We start from the raw sequence: 26,612 nt of genomic DNA on the forward strand, positions 1-26,612 counted from the left end.
GCCGTCTGAAAACCGTAAAACAGGTTTTCAGACGGCCTCTTGCCTTATGCGACGGCGCAAACCCCGTCAGCGGTTCAAATCGCGCATATCCTTCCAGCCACGGTTGGTCTGCACCAGCGTAACCGTTTGATTGTGCGGCTCGCGCAGATGTTCCCACTCCTTGCCGCCCGCCTTAATCAGCTTGTCCGCCCATTTTTCCGGATCAAGTTCGGCCTGATAAGACACTTCCGACACGGTAAAGCCGTTATCCGGCGTGGGCGTGGTGAACCAGTTGATTTTGCCGATTTTCTGTTTGCCCAAACAGAACAGCGGCCCGCGCGGCGTACCCCGCGCCTGCTCCATGCCTTTTTCGGTAAGGCGGAACGACACCACCTCCACGGCTTTTTTGCCGCCCTCGACGCGCTCGGCCTCGGCTTTGCGGTAGAAACCTTCTTTTTCCAGTATTTCCAACTGCTTGGCGGCGGACTTGTTTATCTCTTTGCCCTCGAAATCGCGGTCGGCGTATTGCAGCAGCGGCTCGCCAACCAGCGTATTGCGGAAGGCCGGCTGCCCGTCGGGCATCACCACATCCAGCGCGACCGGCAGACAGACATCGCGGCCTTCGCCCGACTGCGCCACGGCTTTTTTGAAATTGCCCTCGCTGGCTTCCTGGCTGCTGCCGCAGGCGGCAAGCACCAGCGCGGCGGCAAGGGTCAATGCGGTTTTTTTCATGTTTTTTCTCCTGTATGGGAAAGGTTGCGGAAAACGCGCCAAGCATATCGGCAAACGCGCACGCAGGCAACCGACAGCCGCGCTTTGCTACAATCGCGCCTTTTCCACACCAGCGAAAGCCCCTCATGACGGTTTTATACGGCATCCCCAACTGCGACAGCGTGAAAAAAGCCCGCGCCTATCTGGCGGCACACGGCGCGGACTACACCTTTTGCGACTTCAAAAAAACACCGCCGACCACTGCGCAGCTCGAAGCCTGGCTCGCCGACATCCCCTTGGACACCCTGCTGAACCGGCGCGGCACGACCTGGCGCAAACTCACCCCCGAGCAGCAGGCACAAGCGCAGGAACCCGCCGCCCTCGCCCTGATGGCCGCGCAACCGAGCCTGATCAAACGCCCCGTGCTCGAACACGGCGGCCGCTTCTACTGCGGCTTTCAGACGGCCTTGTACGACCAACTGTTCGGCACGGGCGGATAAACGCGCAGGCCGCGCCAAACATTGAGGCCGTCTGAAAACGCAGTTTCAGACGGCCTGTTTTGTTTTGCGCGGCGTTCACAGCCGTTTGCGCATCAGCTCGCATTCCACTTTCACCGTCGGGTTGAGCGGCAGAACGGCCTTGCCCAGCGAGTCGTAGCCGTTGAGCAGGTAGAAGCTGACCGAGTTGGTGGAGGCGTAGAGTTTCAAAAAGGCGAAACCGGCGCAGGCGGCGCGTTCTTCCGCCTTGTGCAGCAGCGCGGTGCCGAGGCCCTGGTTGTGCATGAAGGGGTGGACGTAGAGCGCGTCGAGCTGCGCCTCTTTCAAATCGATCTGCACAAAACCCTGGATGTGGCCTTTGAACTCGGCCACCCACAGCTCGCGTTTGGGGTCGGCCAGGGTTTCAAGGTAGCTTTCGGGCGCAAGCAGCGCGCTCCATGCTTCGAGCACGGTTTGGTCGTAGCTTTTGCGGCAGGTGTACTGCACGGCGTATTCGTGGACGTGGTGGATGTCGGCGCAGTCGGCCGGGGCGGCGGGACGCAATACGGTGAGGATGGGCATGGCGTATCCTGTGGGCGGAACTCGGGAGAAACGGGAAGGCGGCGATTATAGCGGATAAAGGCGTGCCACCGCCCTGCCCTGCGGCGAGAGGCCGTCTGAAAAATGCGGAACGCACGCAGTTTGCGGGATTGGCGGTAAACGCACGGATTTGTTGCGGGGCATGGAACGCGTGCGTCGCCGGGGCAACACACCCTACCTTAGAGGCCGTCTGAAAAATGTGAAATGCACGCCCTGCATCACAGCGAATCCGTGTGTTTGCCGAAAACGGCGGCCGCGTGTTTTATCATGCGGGCATCCGAGACCGCGTGCGTGGCTGCGCCACACACCCTGCGAAAGGCCGTCTGAAATCGGTTTTGGCTGCGCCGAAACTGCGTTTTCAGACGGCCTCTATGATTGTGCAAACAGCCGCTTACAGCAGGCCGTGCAGCTTTTGCGCTTTATCCAGCGCGGTGGCGGCATCGTCGGCCAGCACGGTGAAATGCCCCATTTTGCGGCCTTTGCGCGCGGCTTTTTTGCCGTACAGGTGCAGATGGACGCGGGGCTCGCTTTGCAGCGGCTGCCAGTTCGGTTCGCTGCCGTCTGCGCCCCACACGTCGCCCAAAATATTCGCCATGCAGCAGGGAGAAAACAGTTTGGTGTCGGCGGGCGGCAGGCCGCACATCAGGCGCACTTGTTGCTGGAACTGGCTGGCGGCGCAGGCGTCGATGGTGTGGTGGCCGGAATTGTGCGGGCGCGGCGCGATTTCGTTGACGACCAATTCATGCGCGTCGCCGACGACGAACATTTCCACCGCCAGCACGCCCACATAGTCCAATTCGTGCGCCAGCCGCACCGCCATCTGCCGCGCTTGGGCGCAAATGTCCGCGTTCAAACGGGCGGGCACGATGGAATAGGCCAGAATGCCGTTTTCGTGGATGTTTTCCGCCGGGTCGTAAGTCTGCACGTTGTCGGCGTTCAGACGACAGACGACCACGGAAATTTCGCCGCGCAAATCCACCGTTTTTTCCAGCACGCACGCCACGCCGCCCAGCTCGGCAAACGCGGCTTTGGCCTCATCGACCGTGTTCACGCGGATTTGGCCTTTGCCGTCGTAGCCCAGCGTGGCGGTTTTCAAGATGCCCGGCAGCAACGCCGCGCTTGCGTCGCCGAGGTCGTCGGCAACACGGACGGCCTGATACGGCGCGGTCTGCAAACCGGCGGCGCGGATGCGCTCTTTTTCCAAAATGCGGTTTTGCGCCACGGCCACGCAGTCGCCGCTTGGGGAAACAACCGTATGTTGCGCGAGCAGGCGCATCGCGTCGGCGTTGACGTTTTCAAACTCGGTGGTTACGGCGGCGCACTCGGCCAATTCGGCGAGCGCGGCGGCATCGTCGAACGGCGCGCACAAATGGCGGTCGGCAAATGCGGCGGCGGGCGCGTCGGGGTCGGGGTCGAGCACGGTTACGCGGTAGCCCATGGTTTTGGCGGCGAGGGCAAACATGCGGCCGAGCTGGCCGCCGCCGAGGATGCCGAGCATGGCGGGGGGGAGGATGGGGAGGGTCGGTTTCATGGTTCGGTCTTTATTGCAAAATCAATATGTTTTCAAATTTCAGACGGCCTCTTGACGGATTGGAGGCCGTCTGAAAACGCGGCTTCGGCGCAGCCGAAACGGGGCAGGCAAGGTGTTCAGCTGTCCAACCCCTCCTGCACCATCTGAGCGGCGCGGATGACGGCGCGGGCTTTGTTTTGGGTTTCCTGCCATTCGGCTTCTTCGTCGGAGTCGGCGACGATGCCGGCGCCGCTTTGTACGTAGAGGGTGCCGTTTTTGATGACGGCGGTGCGGATGGCGATGGCGAGATCCATGTCGTTGTTGAAGCCCCATACGCCGACGGCGCCGCCGTAGATGCCGCGTTTTTCGGGTTCGAGTTCTTCGATGATTTCGAGGGCGCGGACTTTGGGTGCGCCGGAGAGGGTGCCGGCGGGGAAGGTGGCGGCGAGGATGTCGGTGTTGTTCATGCCGTTTTTCAGGCTGCCTTCGACGTTGGAGACGATGTGCATGACGTGGGAGTATTTTTCGATGGCCATTTTGTCGGTTACGCGCACGCTGCCGGTTTGGCTGATGCGGCCGACGTCGTTGCGGCCGAGGTCGATGAGCATGACGTGTTCGGCGGTTTCTTTTTCGTCGGCCAGAAGTTCGGCGGCGTTGGCGGCGTCTTGTTCGGGGGTAGCGCCGCGCACGCGGGTGCCGGCGATGGGGCGGACGATGACGGTGTCGCGCTCGCGCCGCACGAGGATTTCGGGCGAGGAGCCGACGATGTGGAAGTCGCCGAAGTCGTAGTAAAACAGGTAGGGCGAGGGGTTGAGGGTGCGCAGGGCGCGGTAGAGGTGCAGGGGTTTGTCGGTGTAGGGCAGGCTTATGCGCTGGCTGGGGACGACCTGCATACAGTCGCCGTCGAGGATGTATTGGCGGATGCGGCGGACGTATTCTTTGTAGCGTGCTTCGCCGGTGTGGTGTTGCGGCTCGGTTTGGGCGCTGCCCAGCGAGAGGGGGATGGCGACGCTCTGGCGCAGTTGTTCGCGCAGGGTTTCGAGGCGGGCGCGGGTGCGTTCGTAGGCTTCGGGTTCGGCGGGGTCGGCATAGGCGATGAGGTAGATTTTGCCGGTGAGGTTGTCTACGACGGCCAGCTCTTGGGAGAGCATGAGGAAGATGTCGGGGGTGCCCAGGGGGTCGGCTTTTTGGGGGTGTTTGAGGCGGCGGGCGAGGTGTTCGAAGCTGTATATGGTCTCGTGGCCGAAGTAGCCGGCCAGGCCGCCGGTGAAGCGGGGGAGCTGGGGGATTTCGGGGGTGCGGAAGCTGTCGTGGAAGGCTTGGATGTATTGCAGGGGGTTGCCCTCGACGGTTTCGACGGGCTGATGGTTGCGGTAGAGGGTGGTGCGGCCGTCGGCAACTTGGATGTAGGTGTGGCAGGGCAGGCCGATGAAGGAGTAGCGGCCGAAGCGTTCGCCGCCGACGACGGATTCGAGCAGGTAGGTGTAGGGCTGGTTGGCGAGTTTGAGGTAGAGGGAGAGGGGGGTGTCAAGATCGGCCAGCAGTTCCTGCACCAGCGGGATGCGGTTGCAGCCTGCGGCGGCGTGGGCGAGAAATTGGGATTTGGTGATCATGGCGGGTCTTTTCTTTCGGTGGTTGGACGGGGTTTCAGGCTGCTTTGAGGCCGTCTGAAATCCGCCCCCTCTCCCGCTTGCGGGGGAGGGCTGGGGTGGGGGCGGTTGCGGCTTGGGCGGCGTTTTCGGCGCGGCGGCCAAGCGGTTCGGCGAACCGCTACCTCCTCCCCGACCCTCCCCCGCGCGGGCGCAGGGGAGAGAGATGGGGAATGGCGGGCGTGGTTGTTTTGGCCTCGCAAGCCTAGGGTCTGTTGACATTCAGCTTTGCGGCGGTATTTTTGGTCAAAATCCGCGCCTGCCGCGTCAAAAATGCTCGCAAGATGTCCAATCTTGCTGTGCTTTTTTCCTTGCAGGCACGAATTTTTTCTCAAAAAACCGTCTCGCAAGCTGATTGTCAACAGACTCTACTGTATCGCATATAAATACATCAGTGCGATAAAACAGCACAGGGCAAACGCGAGCAGGCCCCATTTCCAAATCAAGGTATCAATCAGCATCAGCCATTTCATTTGCTTATCTCCTTGTACCGGTTTTCCTTTTAACGCAAGGCGGCGGTTTTCAGGCTGCCTTTTAGGCCGTCTGGAAGGTGTGTAGAGCGGGTCTTGACCCACCGTTTTCATCTGTATCGGCATGGTGGGTCAAGACCCACCATGCGAGGCCGTCTGAAAACGGGTTCAGAACAGCCGCTGTTTTTCGCGGTTGATTTCAAAGCCGTGGCCGTTTTGGTTGGCGCACCGGATGCCGCTTGGGCGGACGCTGCACTGCCAGCCTTTTCCTTTGACAGTTTCGCCTTTGATTTTGCCGAGCAGGCCGAGGCCGTCGGGGTGGTCGGGGATGGTGCAGAGCACGCGGGCGCGGCCGGTTTCGCGCAGGATGAACATCGCGCCCTGTTCGCAGTATTCGGGGTTGGCGGTGTCGGAAGCGGCGGCATCGTCGGCATAGCGGGCGAGGCGGGTGCGGCCGGCAAGGGTGCAGAATACGCCGTATTCGGGATGGACGCCGAGGTCGTTGTCGCCCAGGCAGCTGATGCCGCCGCCGGGGGCGTCGAAGATTTCTATCGCGCAGGCGGGGGCGGCGGCAAGGGCGGCGGCGAGTATCAGGGCTTGGGGTTTCATGTCGGCTCTTTCATTGGGCGGGGTGGGGTTTTCACTTTGGTGAGGCGGGTTTTCAGGCTGCCTTATTTGTAGGCGAACTGGTAACGCTGGGTTTTCGCGTCCCAGCGGAAGGTAACGCGCTCACGCCGGTTTTTGCCGCTCTGGCGCAGGATGATGTCGCGGTAGCCTGCGTGCGGCTTTCCCATTACCAGCACGCTTGCGTTTTCGAAGAGGTGGTGTTGGCGGGTGCCGTCGTTGTTCCATTCGCCTGCGGTGTCGGAAAATGCGTACACGGTGACGGTGAGCACGGGTTGGAGCCGCCCGCCGATGACGGCAAACAGGCTGACGGCCTGGTTGTATGCGCCGCCGCCGCTGTATGCGACCTGTGCGCCGATGCGCAGGCCGAAGGCGCGGGTGGCGGGGTTGAGTTGGTAGGGGGCGAAGTCGTAGCGGACGAGTTCGCCGGCAACGGTGCTGCCGTGGTCGTCGGCCAGCGAGAAGCCGGTTGCGCGTCCTTCGCGTTCGGCTTTGCTGCGCAGGCCGGCGGCGCGGGCGTATTCGCCTTCGGAATAAGCGTCGGCGGTGTTTTCGATATGGGGCGCGGCGGCGGGGACGTAGCGGCCGTTTTCCTGTTTGAGCACGGCGACGACGGCGGTGTAGGCGGCGCGGTCTTGGTAGAAATCGGCGCAGGTCTGTTTGCCGTCGGGCTGTGCGTCGGCGGGGTCGATGGGGACAAGCGCGGTGCAGGCGGTGGCAATGTAGTGTCCGGGGTTGCCGCGCCAGGGCTGGATGTCGAGGAAGTTCCAGCGCAGGTTTTGCAGTTCGGCGGGGATGACGGCGTTCAGGATTTCCCGCGCCTCTGCGCTGTTCAAATCCAGCGGTTTGAAGGCGGGCGGCGGGCTGATGCCGGACATTTGGTCGTCGTAAAAGGTGCGGCCTTCTTGGCTTTTGATGACGCCGCGCACTTGGTCGAGCGATCGGACGCGGGTGTCTTCGGCGTGGGCGGGCAGGGCGAGGGCGGCGAGGAGGAGGGGGAAGATCGGGCGGGGCATGGCGGGTTTCCGGTGGGTGAAAGGGCGGGGGGATGGGTAAAACGTATTCTCGGATTCTTTGCCGGACGCATTTCGGCCGCGCGAAGCCGCGCTTTCAGACGGCCTGTACGCAGGGTCCGTTGACATTCGGCCTGCGACGGTGTTTTTGGTAAAAATCCACGCCTGCCGCGTCAAAAATGCCAGCAGGTGTCCGACCTTGCTGCGTTTTTTTTTCTTGCATACGCGGATTTTTCCTCAAAAAACCGCTGCGCAAGCTGAGTATCAGCAGACCCTAGTGTTAAGAATCGTGAAAATTATAGCAGTTTAATCCGTATCGGATAAAGAGGCCGCCCCGCCGGTACGCCTGCGGAGCATAAACGCGGGTATGGCGTTTCTGAAAAACGGGCATAAGTAACAAAAAAGGTGCTGTATTTAGAGAAGGTGTGCAGTAAGTAACAAAAAAGGTGCTACCCATCATCAGAAATAGAGAAATAATCTTTAATAAACTTTATCTTGTTGGCTTTACTCATGCCGTGATGACATTCTAAATGTCGCTTTAACCCGGCGAATGCCCTATCAAGCAGGTTGGTGGTGTTTTGGATATTCAAATTGGGATACTCCTCAAACACAAACAAATTGCCCATGTTCCGTTTCAGGCTGAAATAGGCGCTGCGCAGTCTTGGGTGGGCGTGGTGGGATCTGCCCGTTTCCGGGTTTCTCGTGCGTTCGTTCAAGAAGTCTTTGTGCCGTTCGAACCAGGCTTTCAGGCTGCTTTCAAAGTCGGCTCTGCGGCTACTTTTCAGGCTTAACGCCAAATACCACAGCTCTTTGCCCGCTGCCGTTTGCGGGTTGCGCGTCAGGTAGCGGCCGACGGTTTTGACTTGGTGAAAGTGGCAAAGTTGCACGGGAATATCGGGAAATAACTGCGGCAAACCTTTACGACCGTCGCAGACGATGCTTTGTATTTCAATGCCTTTGGCTTTCAGGCTGCCTATGGCTTGGGCATAAAGGGCGTTGGTTTCGTTTTTAACTTCGGTAACAGAAAGCGCTTTGCCGCTGATACTGTCGAACAGAACCATGACGCCGAAACGGTGCCCGAAGTAGGTAGTGTCCATCACGACGTTAGCGCATTTGAGCGCGGCAAACTGTGCCTTGGGCGCTGCCTTTTTGAGATGGCGCAGGATGGTTTGGCGGCTGCATCCGTAGGCGGCGGCAAGCTGTACGGCGGTTTGCTTGCCTGCGGTGTAGGCTAGCCATAGTGATTGTGGGTTCATCCGTCTGCCGCCGACAAAACGCCGGCTGCAATCATGACATTTGTACTGCTGTTTGCCGTTTTGTCTGCCGTTCTTTTTGACCTGTTTTGAGCCGCAGAAAAAGCATTTTTTGTGTTCAAAACCTTTGACTCCGCTTAAAGCCTTGCAGCATAAGGCTTGCAGCGGGTTGTAGCACCTTTTTTGTTACTTATGCCGAAAAACGGATTGCGCGCCTGCGGGGCGGCGGGCGGGGCGGAAAAAACGGAAAGGCCGTCTGAAAAGTGTTTTTCAGACGGCCTTTTTGCCGTGTGTTTCAAACGCCGTGCCGTTGCGGCGGCCGCAGAAGATTCAGGAAACCCGTTCGATTTTCGCGCCGACGCGGCCGAGTTTGCTTTCGATGTGTTCGTAGCCCCGGTCGAGGTGGTAGATGCGCTCGACGACGGTTTCGCCCTGCGCGACGAGGCCGGCGATGACGAGGCTGGCGGAGGCGCGCAGGTCGGTGGCCATCACGGTTGCGCCGGAGAGCGTTTCTACGCCACTGACGAAGGCGGTGTTGCCTTCGGTGGAGATGTCCGCGCCCATGCGGTTGAGTTCGGGCACGTGCATGAAGCGGTTTTCAAAGATGGTTTCGATGACTTTGGCCGAGCCTTCGGCCACGGCGTTCATCGCCATAAACTGCGCCTGCATGTCGGTGGGGAAGCCGGGGTGTTCGCTGGTGCGGATGCTGACGGCTTTGGGGCGGCGGTTCATTTCGATGGCGATCCAGTCGCTGCCGGTTTCGATGGTTGCGCCGGCTTCGGCCAGTTTGTCGAGCACGGCTTCCATGGTTTTCGGGGCGGCGTTGCGCAGGATGACTTTGCCGCCGGTCATGGCCACGGCGCAGAGGAAGGTGCCCGCTTCGATGCGGTCGGGCACGACGCTGTGTTCGCAGCCGTGCAGCTCTTTCACGCCTTCGACGGTCATGGTGGCCGTGCCGATGCCGCTGATTTTCGCGCCCATTTTGACGAGGCACTCGGCCAGATCGACCACTTCGGGTTCGACGGCGCAGTTTTCCAACACGGTGGTGCCCTCGGCGAGGGTGGCGGCCATCAGCAGGTTTTCCGTGCCGCCCACGGTTACCACGTCCATCACTACGCGCGCGCCTTTCAGACGGCCTGTGGCTTTGACATAGCCGTGTTCGATGGCGATTTGCGCGCCCATCGCCTCCAAGCCTTTCAGGTGCTGGTCAACCGGGCGCGAGCCGATGGCGCAGCCGCCGGGCAGGCTGACCTGGGCTTCGCCGAAACGGGCGAGGGTGGGGCCGAGCACGAGGATGGAGGCGCGCATGGTTTTCACCAGCTCATACGGGGCGCAGGTGTTGTTGACCGCGCCGCCGTTGATTTCAAACTCGGAGATATTGTCGGTGAGCACGCGCGCGCCCATGCCTTGCAGCAGCTTCTGCGTGGTTTTCACATCGCGCAGCATGGGCACGTTTTTCAGGCGCAGCGTGCCGGAAGTGAGCAGGCCGGCGCACATCAGCGGCAGGGCGGCGTTTTTCGCGCCGGATACGGTGATTTCGCCGAAGAGCGGGCCGTTGGCGGAGATTTTGAGCTTGTCCATAACAGGCTTTCGTGGGAAACGGGAAAGGGATGCGGCGCGTTAGGCGTTTTTCGCCGCCCATTCGGCGGGCGTGGCGGCCACGGAAACGGAAAGCGCGTGCAGCTCGTTGGAAGCCAGCTTCTCGGCCAGCCCGTCTTTAATCAGGCGGTGGCGGGCGAGGCGGGCTTTGCCTTCAAAGGCGGAGGAAACGATGACGGCGAAAAAGTGGTGGCCGTCGCCCTCCACTTCGATGTGTTCGCAGGGAACGACGGCGGCAATCAGCTCTTTGACCTGTTCGGGTAACAGCATGGGTGTGTCCTTTATCAATAATGTTGTCTTAAAAAAAGGCGCGATTATACCGTATCGGCAGGCAGAGGCCGTCTGAAAACACAGCTTAGGCGCGGCCGAAAACGCCCTGCCCCGCTGGCGGCCGTCTGAGAAACGCGCTTTCAGACGGCCGCTATCAAACAATAGCCGTTCGCAATATAAATTGCCGCCAAACCGCCGCAGCTATATACTGTCGCCTTTTTGACGCACACCGCCCACAATCAAGGAATACAAACGCATGAGTGCCATTGCCGACGTGCAAAGCAGCAAAGACCTGCGCAACCTGCCGATCAACCAGGTCGGCATCAAAGACCTCCGCTTCCCCATACAAACCGCCACCGCCTCCGGCATCCAGTCCACCGTTGCCCGCCTCACCATGACCGTGCGCCTGCCCGCCGACCAAAAAGGCACGCACATGTCGCGCTTCGTCGCCCTGATGGAAAGCCGCCAACGCCCGCTGGACTACGGCGAGTTGCAAAACCTCACCCAACAGATGCTCGAACTGCTCGGCGCGGAAGCGGGCAGAATCAGCGTCTCCTTCCCCTTCTTCCGCAGCAAATCCGCCCCCGTCTCCGGCATCCGCTCCCTGCTCGATTACGACGTAACCATCAGCGGCGAAGTATCCGGCGGCGCATACGCCTACGGCCTCAAAGTGCTCGTGCCCGTAACCAGCCTCTGCCCCTGCTCCAAGGAAATCTCGCAATACGGCGCGCACAACCAACGCTCGCACGTAACCGTCTCCCTTATCTGCACGGAAGACGTGCCGCCGGAAGACATCATCGACATTGTCGAAGCACAAGCCTCCTGCCAGCTCTACGGCCTGCTCAAACGCCCCGACGAAAAATACGTTACCGAACGCGCCTACGAAAACCCGAAATTCGTCGAAGACATGGTGCGCGACGTCGCCGTCGCCCTGCGCAGCGACAAACGCATCGCTTCGTTCACCGTCGAAAGCGAAAACTTCGAAAGCATCCACAACCACTCCGCCTACGCCTGCATTTCCTATCCGTAAACGGGACTGAATCTGTTGGCAAACATGAAAAGGCCGTCTGAAAAACTGTTTTTCAGACGGCCTTTTGACCATTGCGGGCGGGCAAACCCAAACGCTGCGGCTTTACTGGCTCAATACGTCCGCGCCTTTGGGCGGGGTGAACGCGAATGCGCTGCGGGGGGGGTTCGGGTGGGTGTCGATGTTGGAAAAGCGGATGGCGGTTTGGTTGCCGAAGCCGTCTTTCAGCTCCATTGCGGCGAGGGTGTCGCCTTTGAAGCCGATGCGGATGTATTGGTAGCCGCCGTTGTTTTTTTTCGGGCTGGCGAGCACGTAGTCGATGCCGTCGGTTGTGCCGTCTTCTTTCAGGGTGTAGCTGGTGTCGAGGGCGTTTTTGTCGGAGAGGATGGCGGCGGGGCTGTCGCCGATGGCTTTGGACTGGTCGGATTTGGTTACCTGTTTCAAATCAATGTCGTAAAGCCAGATGATTTTGCCGTCGCCGACGATGGTTTGCTTGTAGGGCTTGGTGTATTCCCAGCGGAAGAGGCCGGGGCGCAGGATTTGGAAGGTGCCGCCGGAGGTTTGCGTTTTCTTTTTGCTTTTGACGGTTTGGCTGAATGTGCCGGCGATGCCGTCGGTGTCGGCGTTGAATTTTTTCAGCGCGTCGATGCCGCCGGCGTAGGCGGCGGAGAAGGCGGCGACGAGGGTGAGGATGAGTGCGGTGCGTTTCATGGCAGTGTCCTTGCGGTTATGCTGTAACAAGGGCGGCAGTATAGCGGCGGAAGGCGCGCTGGCAAGGGGCGCGGCGGGGGTTTAAGTTGTGTAAACGGTGTAGTGCTTTGTATCGCTTCGGGTTTTGTGCGGAAACTCGCGGCGGGTTTGACATTTATTTATTGCCGGATAGGGCAAGAGGCCGTCTGAAAGCACAGCTTCGGCGTAGCCGAAACGGGATTTCAGACGGCCTCTTGGCGGGAAAACGGCGGCAGGTAATCAGTGGCTGAAATAGCGGCTGCATTTTTGGCCGCAGCGGTCGATCAGGCGGCGGCAGACAGGCAGAAGCGGCGAGGCGAACAGGAAGGAGGTGGCCAGCGCGACGGTGAGCACCACGGCCAGCGGTTTGGCCAGCATTTTGAAGTGGAACAGATACGTCATGAGGAAATTCACGGCGCAGGTAAACAGGAAAACATAGCAGATCCCGACGGTACACAGCAAAAGCGGGCAGAAAACCGAGCGTTTCATAAGCAAAACCGAACATGTGGGAGGCGCGATTATACCCGCGTGCAAAACAGGGAAAAAGCAAACGGCGGATTAAATCGGGTAAAGACTAACGGCATAACAAGCGGACAAACGGTATCTTTTCCCATCCGTGCGCGGCGGCGCGGCCAATTCCGCTATAATCGCGCCCGCCAACCGCCCAGCAACCCGTTTTCAGACGGCCTTAGGGTCTGTTGACAATCAACTTGCGAAGCGGATTTTGCGCCCTAAAACGGCATCTGCCGCGTTGGAAATACCCGCAATGGACGGCATAGGCTCGCATTCCCGCCTTGCATCTGCCGTTTTATGACGCAAAATCCGCTTCGCAAGTTGAATGTCAACAGACCCTAGCCGTACACCCGCGATGAACAAAGAAAAAATCGAAGCAAAACTGCGCATTTACACCCGCCTGATGCGTGCCGACAAACCCATAGGCACCATGCTGCTTTTGTGGCCGACGCTGTGGGCCCTGTGGGCGGCGGCCGGCGGCATGCCCGACATCGCCGTCCTTGCCGCCTTCGTGCTCGGCACCTTCCTGATGCGCAGCGCGGGCTGCGTCGCCAACGACTTTGCCGACCGCGATTTCGACGGCCGCGTCGCACGCACGAAAAACCGCCCCTTCGCGCGTGGCGAAGTGTCCGGCAGGGAAGCCCTGCTGCTTATCCTCGTGCTCTGCGCCGCTGCCGCCCTCTGCCTGCTGCCGCTCAACCGCCTCACCTGGCTGATGAGCCTGCCCGCCCTCTTCCTCGCCTTCACCTACCCGTTTACCAAACGCTTCTTCCCCATCCCGCAGCTCTATCTCGGCCTGGCCTTCTCCTTCGGCATCCCCATGGCCTTCGCCGCCGTCAGAGGCATCGTTCCGCCGCTGGCGTGGATACTGTTTGCCGCCAACGTGTTTTGGACACTGGCCTACGACACCGCCTACGCCATGGCCGACAAGCCCGACGACCTAAAAATCGGCATCAAAACCTCCGCCATCACTTTCGGCCGCCGCGACGCCGAAGCCGTCCTCGCCTGCCATCTGGCCTCCACCGCCCTTATGGCCTGGGCCGGCTGGGAAATGCGGGCACTCTGGCCGTTTTGGCTTGTTTTCCCGTTTGCCCTGCATTTCCAATACAAACAATACCTTGCCGTGCGCACCCGCAACAGGGACACCTGCTTTAAAGCCTTTCTCGACAACAACCGCCTCGGCGCGTACTGGTTTGCCGCCGTCGCCGCCAACTTCTTCTCCATCCACGCCCGCGAACTGCTCGCCGCCTCGGGCATATAAACTTTTCAGACGGCCTCAAACGCCGCAAAACGCCATGAACGAGATCACCGACTTTTTCCGCACCGCCGAACCCGCCGAAGCCCGCGAAACCCTCGAATTCATGCTGCACGAATGCAGCCTCGACCAAGCCCCCGACCGCGCCACCGTCGCCCTGTGGCAAACCCTGTTGCACGAACGCGGCGGACGCTTCGCCGCCCTCGCCGCCCTGTGCCGCGACTGGCTGGAAACGGAGCAGCCGTGAGCCTGCCGCGCAACAAATACACCGCCCTCGCCGCCGCCTGGTTTGCCCTGCTGTGGTATTTCCTGCTGCGCGAAAGCGGCACACACGCCGCCCCGCCCTTCCCCCACTTCGACAAAGCCGCCCACTGCGCCGCCTTCTTCGCCCAATTCTGGCTCGCCGCCCGCGCATGGTTGCAAGAAAACCGCCGCCCGCCCCTGCTGCCGCTGTCCGCCGCCGCCATCGCCCTTGCCGCCGCCAGCGAAACCGCCCAGGCCCTGTTCACCCGCAGCCGCAGCGGCGACCTGCTCGACGCCCTTGCCGACCTTGTCGGCGCAGCCGCCGCCCTGCTGCTGGCCGGCAAAGTTTTCCGCAGCCGCAACGGTTGAGGCCGTCTGAAACAGGCAGGTCGGGCATTCATGCCCGACGTGCAGACACCGGCAACGGAAAATGTCGGGCATCAATGCCCGACCTACACAAAAGGCCGTCTGAAAACTTTTTCAGACGGCCTCCACCCCCAAACCAGCACCCCGCCATGATTTACCACCGCATCGCCCTCAACACGCCGCTTTCAGACGGCCTGCTCACTTATGCCCACCCTGCCCCGCTGCCTTTGGGCACGCGCGTGGCCGTGCCGTTTCGCAACCGCACGGTGGCGGGCATTGTGTGGGAAACCGACATCGCGCCCGACATCGCGCCCGCGAAAATTCTACCCGTTCAGACGGCCTTTGCCGACGAAATGCCGCTGCCGGAACACTGGCGCGGCCTGATTGCTTTTGCCTCGCGCTATTACCACTATCCGCTCGGGCAGGCGGTGTCGATCGCGCTGCCACAGGGTTTGAAAGAGGCCGAAGCGGTGGCCATGCCGCAGCCGCCGTTGTTTTACCGTTTGAACGAAGCGGGCAGACTGCAAGAGCCGCCCCCTGCGCGTTTTCACAAAAAAGCTGCCTTGTGGCAGGCTCTGCTTTCAGACGGCCTTTCAATGGCGGAACTCAAAAAAACCAACGCGCAGGCGGCCAAGTTGATTGAGGAATGGGCGCAACACGGCTGGATAGACAGCCATACGGCGGGCAAACCGGTGTTGAGGTCGTCTGAACACGTGTTAAACGCCGCGCAACAAGCCGCCTCGCAAAGCATTCAGACGGCCTTCGGGCGTTTCCAGCCCTTTTTGCTTTACGGCATCACGGGCAGCGGCAAAACCGAAGTGTATTTCGATGTGATGGAAAAAGTGCTGGCGGCGGGGCGGCAGGTGTTGTTTTTACTGCCAGAAATCAACCTCACGCCGCAGCTTTTGGCGCGGGTGTCGGCGCGTTTCGGCGATGTGCCGGCGGCGGTTTTGCACAGCCAGACCGCAGCGGGGCGGCGCACGCAGGACTATCTTCGCGCCATGACGGGTCAGGCGAAACTCGTAATCGGCACGCGGCTGGCGGTGTTTGCGCCGCTGCCCGATTTGGGCTTGATTGTGGTCGATGAAGAACACGACGGCTCGTTCAAACAGGACAACGAGTTGCGCTACCACGCCCGCGATCTGGCGGTGTGGCGGGCGCAGCAGAGCGGCTGCCCCGTGGTGCTGGGCAGTGCCACGCCGAGTTTGGAGAGCTGGCACAAAGCGCAAAGCGGCGCGTACCGCCTGCTCGAATTGGCCGAACGCGCCAACCCTGCCGCCAAGCCGCCGCAGGTGGAAATCTTAAACGTAGGCCGTCTGAAACTCGACAACGGCTTTTCGCCGCAGGCTTTGAAGCTGTTGAAAGACAATTTCGAGGCGGGCGGCATGTCGCTGGTTTACCTCAACCGGCGCGGTTTCGCCCCCGTGCTGTTTTGCGGCGACTGCGGCCACACTTTCGGCTGCCCCAACTGCTCGGCCAAAATGGTGCTGCACCAGCGCGCCCGCCAGATGCGCTGCCACCACTGCGACCACCGCGCCGCCATTCCGTTCAAATGCCCCGAATGCGGCAATCAGGACTTGACCGCCGTCGGCCACGGCACACAGCGCGTGGAAGAAACCCTGCGCGCCTTTCTGCCGCAGGCTTCCGTGGTGCGCGTCGATAGGGACAGCACTTCGCACAAAAACGACTGGGCGGAACTCTACCGCCGTATCGGCGAGGGCGGCATCGATATTCTGGTGGGCACGCAAATGCTCGCCAAAGGCCACGATTTCGCGCGGCTCAACCTTGTGATTGTGCTCAACGCCGACGGCAGCCTGTACAGCGCGGATTTCCGCGCCCCCGAGCGGCTGTTTGCCGAACTCATGCAGGTGTCGGGGCGGGCGGGACGCGCCGACACCCCCGGCCGCGTGCTGATTCAAACCCAAATCCCCGAACACGCCGTGTTTGCCGCCGTCAAAGCGCAGGATTACCGCCTGTTTGCCGACACCGAACTGGCCGAGCGCAAACTGTTTGCCATGCCGCCTTTCGGTTTTCAGACGGCCATACGCGCCGACGCGCCCGCCGTGGCCGAAGCGATGGCGTTTCTCAACGAAATCCGCGACAGCCTCGCCCCGCACCTGCCCGAGGGCGTAACCCAGTTCGGCGCAGCCCCCATGCTGATGGTGCGGCTGGCCGAACGCGAACGCGCCCAGATTTTCCTCGAATCGCCCTCGCGCAAGGCCTTGCACCAAGCGGTATCGATGTGGACAGACGCACTCAAAGCCAAGCGCGACGGCAAAATCAGATGGTCGGTTGATGTTGATCCGCAGGAGATGTGAGGCCGTCTGAAAAACGCTTCGGCGCGGCCAACACCCCAAACCGCGTGCGTGGCTGCGCCACACACCCTACTTTCGCGGCAGAGATTTTACCCGCCCCGCCATGCCGAACCCGTTGTAGGGTGTGTCGCCCCAAGGCGACGCACGCGTTCTTGGCTGCACAACAGAGGCCGTCTGAAAACACAGTTTCGGTACAGCCAAAACAGGCAGGTCGGGCATTTATGCCCGACGCGCAGACAGCGGAAACGGAAAATGTCGGGCATAAATGCCCGACCTACGCATAAGAGGCCGTCTGAAAACCGTAAAACGGGTTTTCAGACGGCCTCTATTGTGTTTTGCCGCCTATTGCGGCAGTTTCAGGAAATGGTCGCGGTAGTAGCGCATTTCTTCGATGCTTTCGAGGATGTCGTCCAGGGCTTTGTGCGAGCCGCGTTTGACCACGCCTTTGGCCACGGCGGGATTCCAGCGTTTGGCCAGCTCTTTGAGGGTGGACACGTCGAGGTTGCGGTAGTGGAAGTACGCTTCGAGGCGGGGCATGTATTTCTGCATGAAGCGGCGGTCCTGGTGGACGGAGTTGCCGCACATCGGCGAGGCTTGGGCCGGTATCCACGCGGCGATGAAATCGAGCAGGTTTTGTTCCACTTCGGCTTCGGTGTATTGCGATTCGCGCACGCGCTGCGTCAGGCCGGTACGGCCGTGGGTGGCGGTGCACCATTCGTCCATCGCGTCCAAAACCTCGTCGCTCTGGTGGACGGCGTACACCGGCGACTGCGCCAATACGTTCAAATCGGAATCGGTGATGATGACGGCCACTTCGATGATGCGGTCGGTTTCGGGGGAGAGGCCGGTCATTTCCATGTCGAGCCAGCAGAGATTGTTTGCGTTTTGTTGCGCCATGGCGGGCAGCCTTTCGCGGGTTGGAAAAAAACGGGCGCGATTATAGCCGAGGGCGCGGTGGGAAGGGAAAGGCCGTCTGAAAGTGCGGTTTCAGACGGCCTTTCATGCGTAGGTCGGGCATTCATGCCCGACCTGCCGGATTGCTTTTGGCTGCGCCGAAGCCGTGCTTTCAGACGGCCTCAGTCGGTAAGCGTGCCTTTGGTGGAGGGCATCCTGCCGCTCATGCGCGGGTCGGATTCCACGGCCATGCGCAGGGCGCGGCCGAAGGCTTTGAACACGGTTTCGGCCTGGTGGTGGGCGTTGTCGCCGCTGAGGTTGTCGATGTGCAGGGTCATCATGCTGTGGTTGACGATGCCGTGGAAGAATTCGCCGAACAGATCCACGTCGAATCTGCCGATCCAGGCGCGGACGAAGTTGACGTTGTACACGAGGCCGGGGCGGCCGGAGAGGTCGAGGACGACGCGGCTGAGGGCTTCGTCGAGCGGGACGTAGGCGTGGCCGTAGCGGCGGATGCCGGTTTTGTCGCCCAGTGCCTGTTTCAGTGCCTGGCCGAGGGTGATGCCGATGTCTTCTACGGTGTGGTGGTCGTCGATGTGGATGTCGCCTTTGCAGGTGATGTCCAAATCGATGAGGCCGTGGCGGGCGATTTGGTCGAGCATGTGTTCGAGGAAGGGCACGCCGGTGTCGAAGCGGCCTTGGCCGGTGCCGTCGAGGTTCAGGGTGATGGTGATCTGGGTTTCGCTGGTGTTGCGGGTAACGGTTACGCAGCGGCCGCCCTGCTGCGGCACGAAGGGGACGGGCAGGGGCGCGGCGGTGTGCTGCGCGGCTTCGGGCGCGGGGGTTTCGGCTTTCGGGGCGCGTTCGGTGTGTTTCCTGTCCATCCAGCCTTTGGGTTTGCCCATGCCTTCTTCGAGTTTGGCAGCCAGCACGTTGGAGATGCCGCGCCCGTTTTCGGGGTTTTTGTCGAGACGGTTTTTGAGCTGGTGCAGCGAGGCAGGGTTTTTGTAGCCGCAGGCGCGGGAGAGTTTGGACACGTTGCCGGCCTCTTTGACCAGGCGCAGGAAGTTTTCGGTGCGGACGGCTTTTTTGTCTGTGGCCATGATGGTTGATTCCTTTCGGGAAGCGTTTGAAAAAGTTTTAAAAAACGGTTTTTAACACGGCAAGCACCTGCCGGTTTTGCTCGGGCGTGCCGACGGTGAAGCGCAGGCAGCCTTCCAAAAGCGGATGTGCGCCGTGCAGTTTTTTGATCAGGATGCCGTTTGCTTTGAGTGTGTCGAACACCGAAGCGGCATCGGGCACGCGCGCGGTGAGGAAATTGGCCTCGCTGGGGAAGACGCGCACGCCGGGCAGCGCGGCCAGCTCTTGCGCCAGCCGGGCGCGTTCGTGTTTCAAAATGTCGATTTTTTCCGCCACCCAGCCGTAATGGCGCAGGGCGAATTTGGCGGCGGCAAGGCTGAGCTGGTTCATATTGTAGGGCGGCACGATTTTCGCCAGCTCGGCCGCCAGCGCGGAATGGCAGCAGGCGTAGCCCAGCCGCAGGCCGGCGAAGCCGATTTTGCTCAATGTGCGCAGCACCACCAGTTTTTCCGCGCCGCCCGCCTGCGGCAGGAAGCTGCCGCCGCTGAACGCGCCGTAGGCTTCGTCGACCACCACCACGCCCGGCGCGGCGTCGATCACCGCCTGCACGTCTTCGCGGGAAAACGGCACGCCGGTGGGGTTGTTCGGGCAGGCGAGAAACACCAGCGCGGGGCGGTGGGTTTCGATGGCGGCCAGCATGGCATCCAAATTCAGCGTGAAATCGGGGTTCAGCGGCACGCCGACATATTCCATGCCGAACAGCGCGGCGTTGTGGCGGTACATCACAAAGCCGGGCTCGGGGGCGAGCATCTTCGCGCCGGGCTTGGCCAGCAGCATGGTCAGAAGCTGGATCAGTTCGTCCGAGCCGTTGCCCAGCACAATCCGCGCCGCTTCGGGGATATCGAAGGTGGCGCGCAGCAACGGCTGCAAACCGCAGGCGGCGGGGTTGGGATAGCGGTTGATTTGCGCCTCCGCCAGCTCGGCTGCCAGCTCGCGGCGCAGGTCTTCGGGAAAGCGGTAGGGCAGCTCCATGGCGTCGAGTTTGACGAAGGAAGCGGGCACGTCGGCCACGGCATAGGCCGCCATGTTTCTGATATTTTCTCGGACAAGATTTTGTATTGCGTCCATGCTTGGCTGTTTCCTTTATCGGACATGCCGTTTTTGTTTTGGCAAAGCGGCATGCTTTATATAAATACATTGGGGAAATTCATAAAACCATCTGCCGTATTATACATAAACACAGGGAATATACTGCAATATTTACCTGTTTTCCCATTACTCATGCCGGCATACGGTATCAAATCGTGGTTTTTATATATAGGAACAACACGAAAATACCCGTTTTACCGTCTACACCCTACCTCATAAACGGCTTTATTGTTGTCGGCACGAGCATTTGTTTTATTTGTCTCACAGCCAAACATCAGAAAATGCCGTCATTCCCGCGCAAGCGGGAATCTTGGCTGAGTTTGAATAAATTTTGAAGAAACAAACCCTTGCTAAAATTCCGACAAGATTCCCGCCTGCGCGGGAATGACGCTGTTGAGAGGCATCCAAGCTGGCGCAGAGGTTTAAGGCCGTCTGAAAACCCGTTTTGCAGGTTTTCAGACGGCCTTTTTGTCGCGCATCGTTCACGAGCGCGTTAGAATTTCCCAGTAAATCCGAATGTTACCGCCCGTCCCGGCGCGGGGATGGGGACGTTGGACATCGGGTCGAGGTAGTAGCGGTTGGTGAGGTTGGTGATGCCGAAGTTCAGGCCGAAGCGTTTGCCGACTTGGTATTTGGCGTACATGTCGAATACCAGCGCGGCGCGCCAGTGGTAGGGGCGGCCGCTGGCTTCGAGGATGCGCGCCAGACCCTGCGCGGCCAGCTCGTCCTGCTGTTTGGTGCTAACGGTGCTGTGGTAGGTGCCGCGCATGCCCATTTCCAGGCGGTTGTTGAAGCGGCGAGTGCCGACATCGAGATTGAGCGAGTATTTCGGCTGCATGCTCTGGTAAAAGCGGGTTGCGCCGAAGCCGCCGTCGATGCATTCGGGGATGCGGTTGTTGTAGATGTCGTAGTTCCACGCCGTTGTTTTGTCGCAGGTGCGCTGTTTGAGGCGGTAATTCGCGCCGAAGGAGGCAAACCATCTGCCGCTGTCGATGCGGCTTTGCAGCTCGATGCCGGCGGTTTGTTTTTTGTCGTATTGGACAAGGTTTTTGTTTTCGCTGATGTCGATGGCGTTTTTGATGGTGTTGTTGTAGTAGGTCAGCCGCACATCGCCTGCTTTGAGCCGTTTGCTGTACGGAGCGAAGTTAAAGGCATAGCCGATTTCCCAGTTGGTGCTGCGCTCGGGTTTGAGGTGGAATTCGGTGTTGTAGGGATCAAATAGGTTGACGTTGGTGGTGGTGGCCTCGTAGATGCTGGGGAAGCGGGTGGCTTGGGCAAAGCGCAGGAACAGGCGGCCGTTGTCGGTCAAATCGTAGCTGACGGCCAGCATCGGCGACCAGGCGTGCGCTTTGAGGTGTTTGGGCGTCGGCCAGATTTCTTCTTCGGTTTCGGGTTTCTTTCTGACCGGAGAAGCATTGCGCGCCTGATAAGGCAAATTTTTTGTTTCCAAGTAATTCGCATCTCTTCCGTGATAATGCTCGGCCATACCGTTCAGATATTTGAAATAGCTCTCTTTTAACCCCTGAGGATTATCGATTCTTTCGTCAAATTGTTCCTTGCGAAATATTGGGCCTTGATACTGGCCGTTGACATAGGGTGCGTAGGCAAATTTCAGGCGGTAAACGGCACCATCCAACTTATCATACGGTGATCGGTTTCCGTTGGGATCAGTAATTAAAATATCATCGTAGTTTGTGAAGTTGGTTACGCCGTCTACCGAGTTGTATTCGTAACCGTATTTATTCCTAAACTGATCGATCAGTCTGTTCAATTCATCGATATCCGAACCATTGTGTGCACCCTGGATTCGGCGTACATCGTCGGCTTCTTCCCTGTTGGCAATAAGTTCGTAGTAGGGAAGTTTCGTACCAATGATATAGCCCTCACCCTGTCCGCCCTGCATATCGGAAGAATAAAACGGGTTTTTCTTTTCCCGCCGCGCCTTAGCCAGCGCGTCGTCGTATGCCCAGAATTTGTCGTAGCGCACGCCTGCCTGAATGTTCAGACGGCCGGTCGGCTGCCAGTCGAACACCACGCCGCCGCCCCATTCGTGGCGGCGGCCGGCACGCGGGCCGGCAATGGCAGTGGCGGTGCTGACTGCGCCGATGATGTTGTAGAAGTCGTTGTCGTTATTGGAAATCTGCGTGCTTTCGTCCAGTTTTTCATGCTGGATATTGGCCGATACGGTCATGCTCAGATTGTCGGTGAGACGGAAGCGGTTGCTGATGTCCGCGCCAAGACGGGTAGCGCGGGTGTATTGTTCCGAACCCGATCGGACACGGTATGCGCCGGGAATCGGCGGGTCTTCCTTTTTCGGCTCTTCTTTGGGCACATCCGCGCAAGTCATGCCGAAGCGGCGCAGCTCTTCCGGCGTTTCGTGGCGGATATGGCAGGCAACCCAGTTGTCGTAGTTGTTGTCGGCAAGACCGACATTCAATTCGGGGCCGCCGCTCTGATGGCGGCTGCTGTCGGTGCGGGTGCGCCAGATATTGGCCTGCAAATCTATCCAGCGGCTGTTTTCCGGCTTCCATTCATAGCCGATTTTGTGGCTTTTGCTTTGGATGCGAGAATCCAGCCCCTGAATCGGATAATAGCTTGGCTGCTGGCCGACAAAATTGTATGCGTTGCTGAAACCGAGCACCAGCGCATTGTAAAACGGGTTGTTTTCGCCGAAACGCACGCGGGTGCGCAGGTAGCTGAGGCTGACTTTCTGATTGTCGGGCAGATGCCAGTTGTTTTTCAGCAGCAGGCTTTTGCTTTCGACATTGGTGTTGAACACCTCTTCGCCCGGCCGGTAGAGCTTGGCCATATTGGGAATCATCGTGCCCGATGTATTGCCGAAATCGGCATAGTCGGAATCGTAAACGGGGTTGTAGAGATAGCCGCCCGCACCACGCTTGCCGGAGAAATAATTGCCCTTTTTACGATCGCTGTATGCAATCAGGCCGTCTGCAAGACTGGTTTTAAAGGCTGTGGCTATCATCCCCGATCGGTCGCCCTTGAAATCGGATAATTTATGGGTGCGGCTGCTCGGAGTTACATAATTGGTAAAGGTCAACGCCCGATAACGTTCACCCGTGCTTTCCACTCCGCCCGCAGGACCGTCTGCAATCGGATGGCCGGGAATGGTTCGGTAATCTTCCCAACCCAAATATTTCAAATTATCCACGCGCGGCTTGGCGGTATTGTCGGAAAAGCTGCCCTTGATTTGCACGCCCCATTTGTCGCCTTCGGGCACAATATCGTCGGCCTCAATGGTGGAAATCGCCACCGAGCCGCCCACGCCCGATTTCACGCCCCGCGTCATGGCGGGGCTTTTTTCCACGGCAATGCTGCGGAACAGGGCGGGATCGACATAATTTCTATCGGCCGTGCCGTAGTTGTTCATCCACACATCCACGGTTTGTTCCGTGCCGTCGATGGTAACGGGGATGCGGCCTTTGCCGGAAATGCCGCGTATGCTGGGTGTGATCGCGCTGCCCGCGTTGCGGGTATTCATGTTGTACACGCCGTTCAAGCCTTTGAGGATGTCGCCCGCCGCATCGGTTTGGTAGCGTTCGAGATACTCCTTGCCCAGATAGGCGTTGGACACGTTTTTGCGGAACTGCTGCGCCTCGCCTTTTTCATCGGTTTTCAGCCGCCTGCCGCGCACGGTGATGGCATCGAGCGCGTTGCTTTCGGACGGTTTTTGCGGGGGGGAGGCTTCATCCGCCGCCCACAATTCGGGTGCGCAGAAAAGCAGGCCGAGACAGGCGGCCAGGATTTTGGGTTTGCTGTTGTTCATTTTTGCTCCTTGGTTTTATTGGGGTTTGGCCTTTGCGGCCGGATTTCGGAGCGGTTTGTGTTTTGGGATTCGTAGAAAATAAAACCGTTCTGCGACGGCTGGGGCAGATAGTACGGTATTTGCAAAGATTTGATAAGGGCAAGTGGCTTTCTTTACATTTGGGTCGTCTGAAAACGGTTTTCCCCGATTGGAATACACAGACTTTCTTACCTGCGCTCATATATATCGTAAATCATAATTTTCACTTTCATATTATTTTTCAATGACAAACCTTCACATAAAATTTTTTTGAAAAAATGCTTGCAAATCCGAAAAAGCGGGATTATTATCCGCATCCATAAATCCGACAGCAGCGGCGGCTTATCGCAACACTGCCGGAAACACCGTCGGAATTCACAAATTTTACCCCGCCAAAACAAAATAAGGCCGTCTGAAAAAAGCGGCCAATCTTCGGAAACACAAATCTGCCGCAAGTTTTGCGCCCCGCGCAAAAAACGCAGGCTGGTTTTGACAACAGCCTTTTTCTGTATTTTTTACGTAAAAGGAAATCTACTATGAATCCCCAAATCAAATTATTGGCCGCAACCCTGGCTCTGACTTCATCCGCTTTTGCAATGGCAGTGGGCGGCGAATCGTCAAATCCGAACTTGGTAAATACCAGCAAGGAATCAACTGCCATCCCGTTTGGCGCAGGAAAAGCCGCTTTGCAGATTAACAACAGTTCTATCCGTATCAATATCGGTGATGGTCCGGTCAAACACATCAACAAAAAATACGGCGGTAAAGCCATTAACGGCAATAACTTTACCGCCAATGTGCAAGGTGCAAACTTCAAGAATTATCTGACTGTTAAAGATGTCAATCCCGTAGCCGGATTCTTTAAAAACGACACCTTGGGTCAGATTTGGTATGAAAAACGGGCGCAAAATATTGATGTCTATTCCGTACGCCAGCTTGGTGATCCGTTCCTGCCCATTGCTCCGAAATTCGGCGGCTTGGTGATCGGCCAAGTAAAAAACCTCTCTGACGGCAGCGGCGTATATTTCGGCGAATGGGCGCCGCGTAAATCTGGGGCAGTCGTCAAAGAAAGCACTGACCTGAATCTGAAAGACAATAACCATACCGTTTGGTACGCAGGCGACAATCCGACCGGCAGCACCAAAGGTTTGGCCAATGTTACCTATGATGTGGTCGGTATCAACCAGCATGTTCCGGGTCAGAACGACTTCTATCGCGGCAAAGTAACCGCTAAGTTCGGCACAGCAAAAGAAGGCAGTATGAGCGGCGCAATTACCCGTGGCAGCGACAGTTTGAGCTTTAACAAAGCTGTGATTACCAACAACGACGGCAAATTCGCCGATGCTTCGCAAGGCATGAGCGGCCAGTTCTTCGGCAAAGGCGCGGAAGCGATGGCCGGTATCGCCACACGCGGCACAAACGACCGCAAAGACGATGTGGCCTTCGGCGGCCGCAAGCAGTAAGGCCGTCTGAAAACGGTTAGATGTTTCAAGAACTCCTTTTAAAGTTAAAGATTGAAAAATGCCAAAGCCAAGGGGAAACCGGATAATCCGGTTTCCCCCGCTTATTTGGAGCGACGATGAAAAAATATGCCCTGCTGCCCGCCCTGCTCTTGTCTGCCGCCGCCTTTGCCGACGACGACGACACCCGCCTGCTGCTCGACAACGCGCGTTTCCAAATGCGCCAGCAGCAGGCCGAAGCCTTTTCAGAGTGCGAAGCCTCCCGCCCTCGGGACTGCCTCTCCGACAGCGGCAGCATCGAAATCGACGGCGAAACCTATCTCGTGCCGAACACCGCCAACGATTTGAAACTGGGCATTTACTACGCAATCGACGGCAGGCAGTGGGGCAAAGTGCGCGAATTCCTCCAACGCTACCGCAACTTGTCCGACCACAAGCCGCAACTGGTCTTGATGGCCGAAGGCTTGCTGGCGCGCTCGGAGGGCAAAACCGCCGCCGCGCTGGAAAAAATGCAGGCCGCACATGAAACCGCACCCGAGGATGTGCGGATCAACTTGGAACTGGCGCGGCTCTACGGCGAGGACAACCAAACCCGCGAATCGCAGGCGCAGTTTGAACAAGTCGTAAAAACAGACATCCCGCCCGAAACCCGCGAAATGGTGCAGGGCTATCTTGCCGCGCTCGACCGCCGCCGCCGCTGGCACGGCAGCCTCAGCATCGGCGGCGGCTACAACGACAACATCAACCAGGGCAATGGCAAGCGCGAATGCGTCGGCATGTTTATGGGGCAGTGTTTCAGCTACCGCAGCCTGCCCGAGCCGGTCGGCTCGGCGTTTTGGCAGTACAGCGCGGTTGCCGCCAAAAAAATCCCCCTGCGCGGCCACCACAACCTGCTGCTGCGCGGCCTCTCCTACGGCACCAAATACCGCCGCGACGACACCCAGTCCGAACCGCCCGAGCCGTACAGCGAAAACACCGCCGCGCTGTATGCGGGCTACGAATACACCGATGCCCGCAACGATTTCACCCTTACCCCCTATTTCGAGCACTACTATCGCGGCAGCCGCAGCCGTTACCGCGCATGGGGCGCGGAAGCGGGCTGGGAGCGCAATCTCAACGCCAAATGGTCGCTCAACGCCCGCGCCGAAGGCCGCCGCGTCAAATACCTCGAACAGGAGCGGCAGTATTACAGCGACTACACGCTTTACACCGGCGGCGTGGGGCTGGGCTACACCTTTTCAGACGGCCTCGGCCTTTACGGCGGCATCGACCTCACCCGCCGCAAATATCCCTACGCCGCGTCCAGCAGCAAGGAATACACCGCCCGAATCGGCGGCTACAAAATGTTCCAAAACGGCATCTATTTCAACGCCGCCGCCCTCTACCGCAAAAGCCGCTACGACGCGGGCAGTTACCTCACCGCAGGCGAGCCGCGCCGCGACCGCCAAACCATCTTCACCGCCGCCCTCGGCGCATCGAAACTCTCGTTTAAAAACATCTACCCCGAGCTGCGCTTCAAACGCACCCTTGCCCGCAGCAATTCCGATTTCTACGCCTACCGCCAAAACGAATACGCCCTGGCTTTGAAATACCGTTTTTAAACACGGCAGACATGCAGGAGGCCG

The 26,612-nt window shown here is 59.2% G+C and carries 23 protein-coding genes; 8 read left to right on the plus strand and 15 right to left on the minus strand.

The window, feature by feature from the left end:
* Positions 1-66 precede the first annotated feature (66 nt).
* Positions 67-711 carry an SEN1982 family lipoprotein gene (locus H3L91_RS08840; RefSeq protein ID WP_007343419.1) on the minus strand — a complete coding sequence of 215 codons (645 nt, stop codon included), beginning with the start codon at positions 709-711 and terminating at the stop codon, positions 67-69.
* Positions 712-836: 125 nt separating this feature from the next.
* Here H3L91_RS08840 and H3L91_RS08845 point away from each other — a divergent pair, with 125 nt between their 5' ends.
* Positions 837-1,190 (plus strand): arsenate reductase, encoded by a 354-nt coding sequence (locus tag H3L91_RS08845; RefSeq protein WP_007343420.1) that lies wholly within the window; start codon positions 837-839, stop codon positions 1,188-1,190.
* Positions 1,191-1,265: 75 nt separating this feature from the next.
* Here the strand turns inward: H3L91_RS08845 and H3L91_RS08850 are convergent, their stop codons facing one another.
* From H3L91_RS08850 to H3L91_RS08885, 8 genes are all read right to left on the minus strand, one after another.
* Complete coding sequence (locus H3L91_RS08850; RefSeq protein ID WP_007343421.1) at positions 1,266-1,748, minus strand: GNAT family N-acetyltransferase; 483 nt, start codon at positions 1,746-1,748, stop codon at positions 1,266-1,268.
* A gap of 409 nt (positions 1,749-2,157) precedes the next feature.
* A complete protein-coding gene (locus H3L91_RS08855) occupies positions 2,158-3,297 on the minus strand; it encodes a 5-(carboxyamino)imidazole ribonucleotide synthase (RefSeq protein ID WP_007343422.1) in 1,140 nt (379 codons plus the stop codon).
* A gap of 116 nt (positions 3,298-3,413) precedes the next feature.
* On the minus strand, positions 3,414-4,889 hold the full coding sequence (gene trpE / locus H3L91_RS08860) for an anthranilate synthase component I (RefSeq protein WP_040659049.1): 1,476 nt from the start codon (positions 4,887-4,889) through the stop codon (positions 3,414-3,416).
* A gap of 674 nt (positions 4,890-5,563) precedes the next feature.
* Entirely contained in the window at positions 5,564-6,004 is a 441-nt protein-coding gene (locus tag H3L91_RS08865) for a DUF6636 domain-containing protein (protein ID WP_050783141.1), read from the minus strand.
* Positions 6,005-6,066: 62 nt separating this feature from the next.
* Positions 6,067-7,035, minus strand: a complete 969-nt coding sequence (locus H3L91_RS08870; RefSeq protein ID WP_040659051.1) for a hypothetical protein — start codon at positions 7,033-7,035, stop codon at positions 6,067-6,069.
* A gap of 446 nt (positions 7,036-7,481) precedes the next feature.
* Positions 7,482-8,450, minus strand: a complete 969-nt coding sequence (locus H3L91_RS08875; protein ID WP_425325896.1) for an IS256 family transposase, variant Zn-binding type — start codon at positions 8,448-8,450, stop codon at positions 7,482-7,484.
* Positions 8,451-8,615: 165 nt separating this feature from the next.
* Positions 8,616-9,866 (minus strand): UDP-N-acetylglucosamine 1-carboxyvinyltransferase, encoded by a 1,251-nt coding sequence (gene murA, locus H3L91_RS08880; RefSeq protein WP_007343429.1) that lies wholly within the window; start codon positions 9,864-9,866, stop codon positions 8,616-8,618.
* Positions 9,867-9,905: 39 nt separating this feature from the next.
* Positions 9,906-10,154, minus strand: a complete 249-nt coding sequence (locus H3L91_RS08885) for a BolA family protein (RefSeq protein ID WP_040659053.1) — start codon at positions 10,152-10,154, stop codon at positions 9,906-9,908.
* A gap of 256 nt (positions 10,155-10,410) precedes the next feature.
* Here H3L91_RS08885 and folE2 point away from each other — a divergent pair, with 256 nt between their 5' ends.
* Positions 10,411-11,184 carry a GTP cyclohydrolase FolE2 gene (folE2, locus tag H3L91_RS08890; protein WP_007343431.1) on the plus strand — a complete coding sequence of 258 codons (774 nt, stop codon included), beginning with the start codon at positions 10,411-10,413 and terminating at the stop codon, positions 11,182-11,184.
* A gap of 102 nt (positions 11,185-11,286) precedes the next feature.
* Here the strand turns inward: folE2 and lolA are convergent, their stop codons facing one another.
* Positions 11,287-11,892, minus strand: coding sequence for an outer membrane lipoprotein periplasmic chaperone LolA (lolA, locus tag H3L91_RS08895; protein WP_007343432.1), 606 nt, complete (start codon positions 11,890-11,892; stop codon positions 11,287-11,289).
* Positions 11,893-12,150: 258 nt separating this feature from the next.
* On the minus strand, positions 12,151-12,312 hold the full coding sequence (locus tag H3L91_RS08900) for a hypothetical protein (RefSeq protein ID WP_239665502.1): 162 nt from the start codon (positions 12,310-12,312) through the stop codon (positions 12,151-12,153).
* 466 nt (positions 12,313-12,778) lie between these two features.
* On the opposite strand from H3L91_RS08900, the gene ubiA reads away from it, so the two are divergent.
* From ubiA to H3L91_RS08920, 4 genes are all read left to right on the plus strand, one after another.
* Positions 12,779-13,684 (plus strand): 4-hydroxybenzoate octaprenyltransferase, encoded by a 906-nt coding sequence (gene ubiA, locus H3L91_RS08905; protein WP_007343435.1) that lies wholly within the window; start codon positions 12,779-12,781, stop codon positions 13,682-13,684.
* A gap of 34 nt (positions 13,685-13,718) precedes the next feature.
* Positions 13,719-13,925, plus strand: coding sequence for a hypothetical protein (locus H3L91_RS08910; RefSeq protein WP_007343436.1), 207 nt, complete (start codon positions 13,719-13,721; stop codon positions 13,923-13,925).
* Complete coding sequence (locus tag H3L91_RS08915) at positions 13,922-14,290, plus strand: VanZ family protein (RefSeq protein WP_007343437.1); 369 nt, start codon at positions 13,922-13,924, stop codon at positions 14,288-14,290. The genes H3L91_RS08910 and H3L91_RS08915 overlap by 4 nt, the downstream gene beginning before the upstream one ends.
* A 146-nt stretch (positions 14,291-14,436) precedes the next feature.
* The gene (locus tag H3L91_RS08920; RefSeq protein WP_040659055.1) at positions 14,437-16,605 is read left to right on the plus strand and encodes a primosomal protein N'; all 2,169 of its coding nucleotides are present in this window, start codon (positions 14,437-14,439) and stop codon (positions 16,603-16,605) included.
* Between the two features lie 339 nt (positions 16,606-16,944).
* On the opposite strand, the gene orn is transcribed toward H3L91_RS08920, so the two are convergent.
* The 4 genes from orn to H3L91_RS08940 form a co-directional block, all read right to left on the minus strand.
* Positions 16,945-17,499, minus strand: a complete 555-nt coding sequence (gene orn / locus H3L91_RS08925; protein WP_007343440.1) for an oligoribonuclease — start codon at positions 17,497-17,499, stop codon at positions 16,945-16,947.
* Positions 17,500-17,678: 179 nt separating this feature from the next.
* Positions 17,679-18,599, minus strand: a complete 921-nt coding sequence (gene hisB / locus H3L91_RS08930; protein ID WP_007343441.1) for an imidazoleglycerol-phosphate dehydratase HisB — start codon at positions 18,597-18,599, stop codon at positions 17,679-17,681.
* A gap of 37 nt (positions 18,600-18,636) precedes the next feature.
* A complete protein-coding gene (gene hisC / locus H3L91_RS08935; RefSeq protein WP_007343442.1) occupies positions 18,637-19,704 on the minus strand; it encodes a histidinol-phosphate transaminase in 1,068 nt (355 codons plus the stop codon).
* A 514-nt stretch (positions 19,705-20,218) separates the two neighbouring features.
* Positions 20,219-23,509: a TonB-dependent receptor domain-containing protein gene (locus tag H3L91_RS08940; protein ID WP_007343445.1), complete on the minus strand. Its 3,291-nt coding sequence runs from the start codon at positions 23,507-23,509 to the stop codon at positions 20,219-20,221.
* 554 nt (positions 23,510-24,063) lie between these two features.
* Here H3L91_RS08940 and H3L91_RS08945 point away from each other — a divergent pair.
* Positions 24,064-24,990, plus strand: coding sequence for a Slam-dependent surface lipoprotein (locus H3L91_RS08945; RefSeq protein WP_007343448.1), 927 nt, complete (start codon positions 24,064-24,066; stop codon positions 24,988-24,990).
* A gap of 116 nt (positions 24,991-25,106) precedes the next feature.
* Positions 25,107-26,588: a surface lipoprotein assembly modifier gene (locus tag H3L91_RS08950; protein WP_007343449.1), complete on the plus strand. Its 1,482-nt coding sequence runs from the start codon at positions 25,107-25,109 to the stop codon at positions 26,586-26,588.
* The last annotated feature ends 24 nt before the right edge of the window (positions 26,589-26,612 follow it).

Source organism: Neisseria bacilliformis (assembly GCF_014055025.1).
Classification (GTDB): Bacteria; Pseudomonadota; Gammaproteobacteria; order Burkholderiales; family Neisseriaceae; genus Neisseria; species Neisseria bacilliformis.

Excerpts from the sequence above, each read along its gene's own strand:
- H3L91_RS08840 (WP_007343419.1), bottom strand. The coding sequence starts at position 711 with ATGAAAAAAACCGCATTGACCCTTGCCGCCGCGCTGGTGCTTGCCGCC.
- H3L91_RS08845 (WP_007343420.1), top strand. The coding sequence starts at position 837 with ATGACGGTTTTATACGGCATCCCCAACTGCGACAGCGTGAAAAAAGCC.
- H3L91_RS08850 (WP_007343421.1), bottom strand. The coding sequence starts at position 1,748 with ATGCCCATCCTCACCGTATTGCGTCCCGCCGCCCCGGCCGACTGCGCC.
- H3L91_RS08855 (WP_007343422.1), bottom strand. The coding sequence starts at position 3,297 with ATGAAACCGACCCTCCCCATCCTCCCCCCCGCCATGCTCGGCATCCTC.
- trpE (WP_040659049.1), bottom strand. The coding sequence starts at position 4,889 with ATGATCACCAAATCCCAATTTCTCGCCCACGCCGCCGCAGGCTGCAAC.
- H3L91_RS08865 (WP_050783141.1), bottom strand. The coding sequence starts at position 6,004 with ATGAAACCCCAAGCCCTGATACTCGCCGCCGCCCTTGCCGCCGCCCCC.
- H3L91_RS08870 (WP_040659051.1), bottom strand. The coding sequence starts at position 7,035 with ATGCCCCGCCCGATCTTCCCCCTCCTCCTCGCCGCCCTCGCCCTGCCC.
- murA (WP_007343429.1), bottom strand. The coding sequence starts at position 9,866 with ATGGACAAGCTCAAAATCTCCGCCAACGGCCCGCTCTTCGGCGAAATC.
- H3L91_RS08885 (WP_040659053.1), bottom strand. The coding sequence starts at position 10,154 with ATGCTGTTACCCGAACAGGTCAAAGAGCTGATTGCCGCCGTCGTTCCC.
- folE2 (WP_007343431.1), top strand. The coding sequence starts at position 10,411 with ATGAGTGCCATTGCCGACGTGCAAAGCAGCAAAGACCTGCGCAACCTG.
- lolA (WP_007343432.1), bottom strand. The coding sequence starts at position 11,892 with ATGAAACGCACCGCACTCATCCTCACCCTCGTCGCCGCCTTCTCCGCC.
- H3L91_RS08900 (WP_239665502.1), bottom strand. The coding sequence starts at position 12,312 with ATGACGTATCTGTTCCACTTCAAAATGCTGGCCAAACCGCTGGCCGTG.
- ubiA (WP_007343435.1), top strand. The coding sequence starts at position 12,779 with ATGAACAAAGAAAAAATCGAAGCAAAACTGCGCATTTACACCCGCCTG.
- H3L91_RS08910 (WP_007343436.1), top strand. The coding sequence starts at position 13,719 with ATGAACGAGATCACCGACTTTTTCCGCACCGCCGAACCCGCCGAAGCC.
- H3L91_RS08920 (WP_040659055.1), top strand. The coding sequence starts at position 14,437 with ATGATTTACCACCGCATCGCCCTCAACACGCCGCTTTCAGACGGCCTG.
- orn (WP_007343440.1), bottom strand. The coding sequence starts at position 17,499 with ATGGCGCAACAAAACGCAAACAATCTCTGCTGGCTCGACATGGAAATG.
- hisB (WP_007343441.1), bottom strand. The coding sequence starts at position 18,599 with ATGGCCACAGACAAAAAAGCCGTCCGCACCGAAAACTTCCTGCGCCTG.
- hisC (WP_007343442.1), bottom strand. The coding sequence starts at position 19,704 with ATGGACGCAATACAAAATCTTGTCCGAGAAAATATCAGAAACATGGCG.
- H3L91_RS08940 (WP_007343445.1), bottom strand. The coding sequence starts at position 23,509 with ATGAACAACAGCAAACCCAAAATCCTGGCCGCCTGTCTCGGCCTGCTT.
- H3L91_RS08945 (WP_007343448.1), top strand. The coding sequence starts at position 24,064 with ATGAATCCCCAAATCAAATTATTGGCCGCAACCCTGGCTCTGACTTCA.
- H3L91_RS08950 (WP_007343449.1), top strand. The coding sequence starts at position 25,107 with ATGAAAAAATATGCCCTGCTGCCCGCCCTGCTCTTGTCTGCCGCCGCC.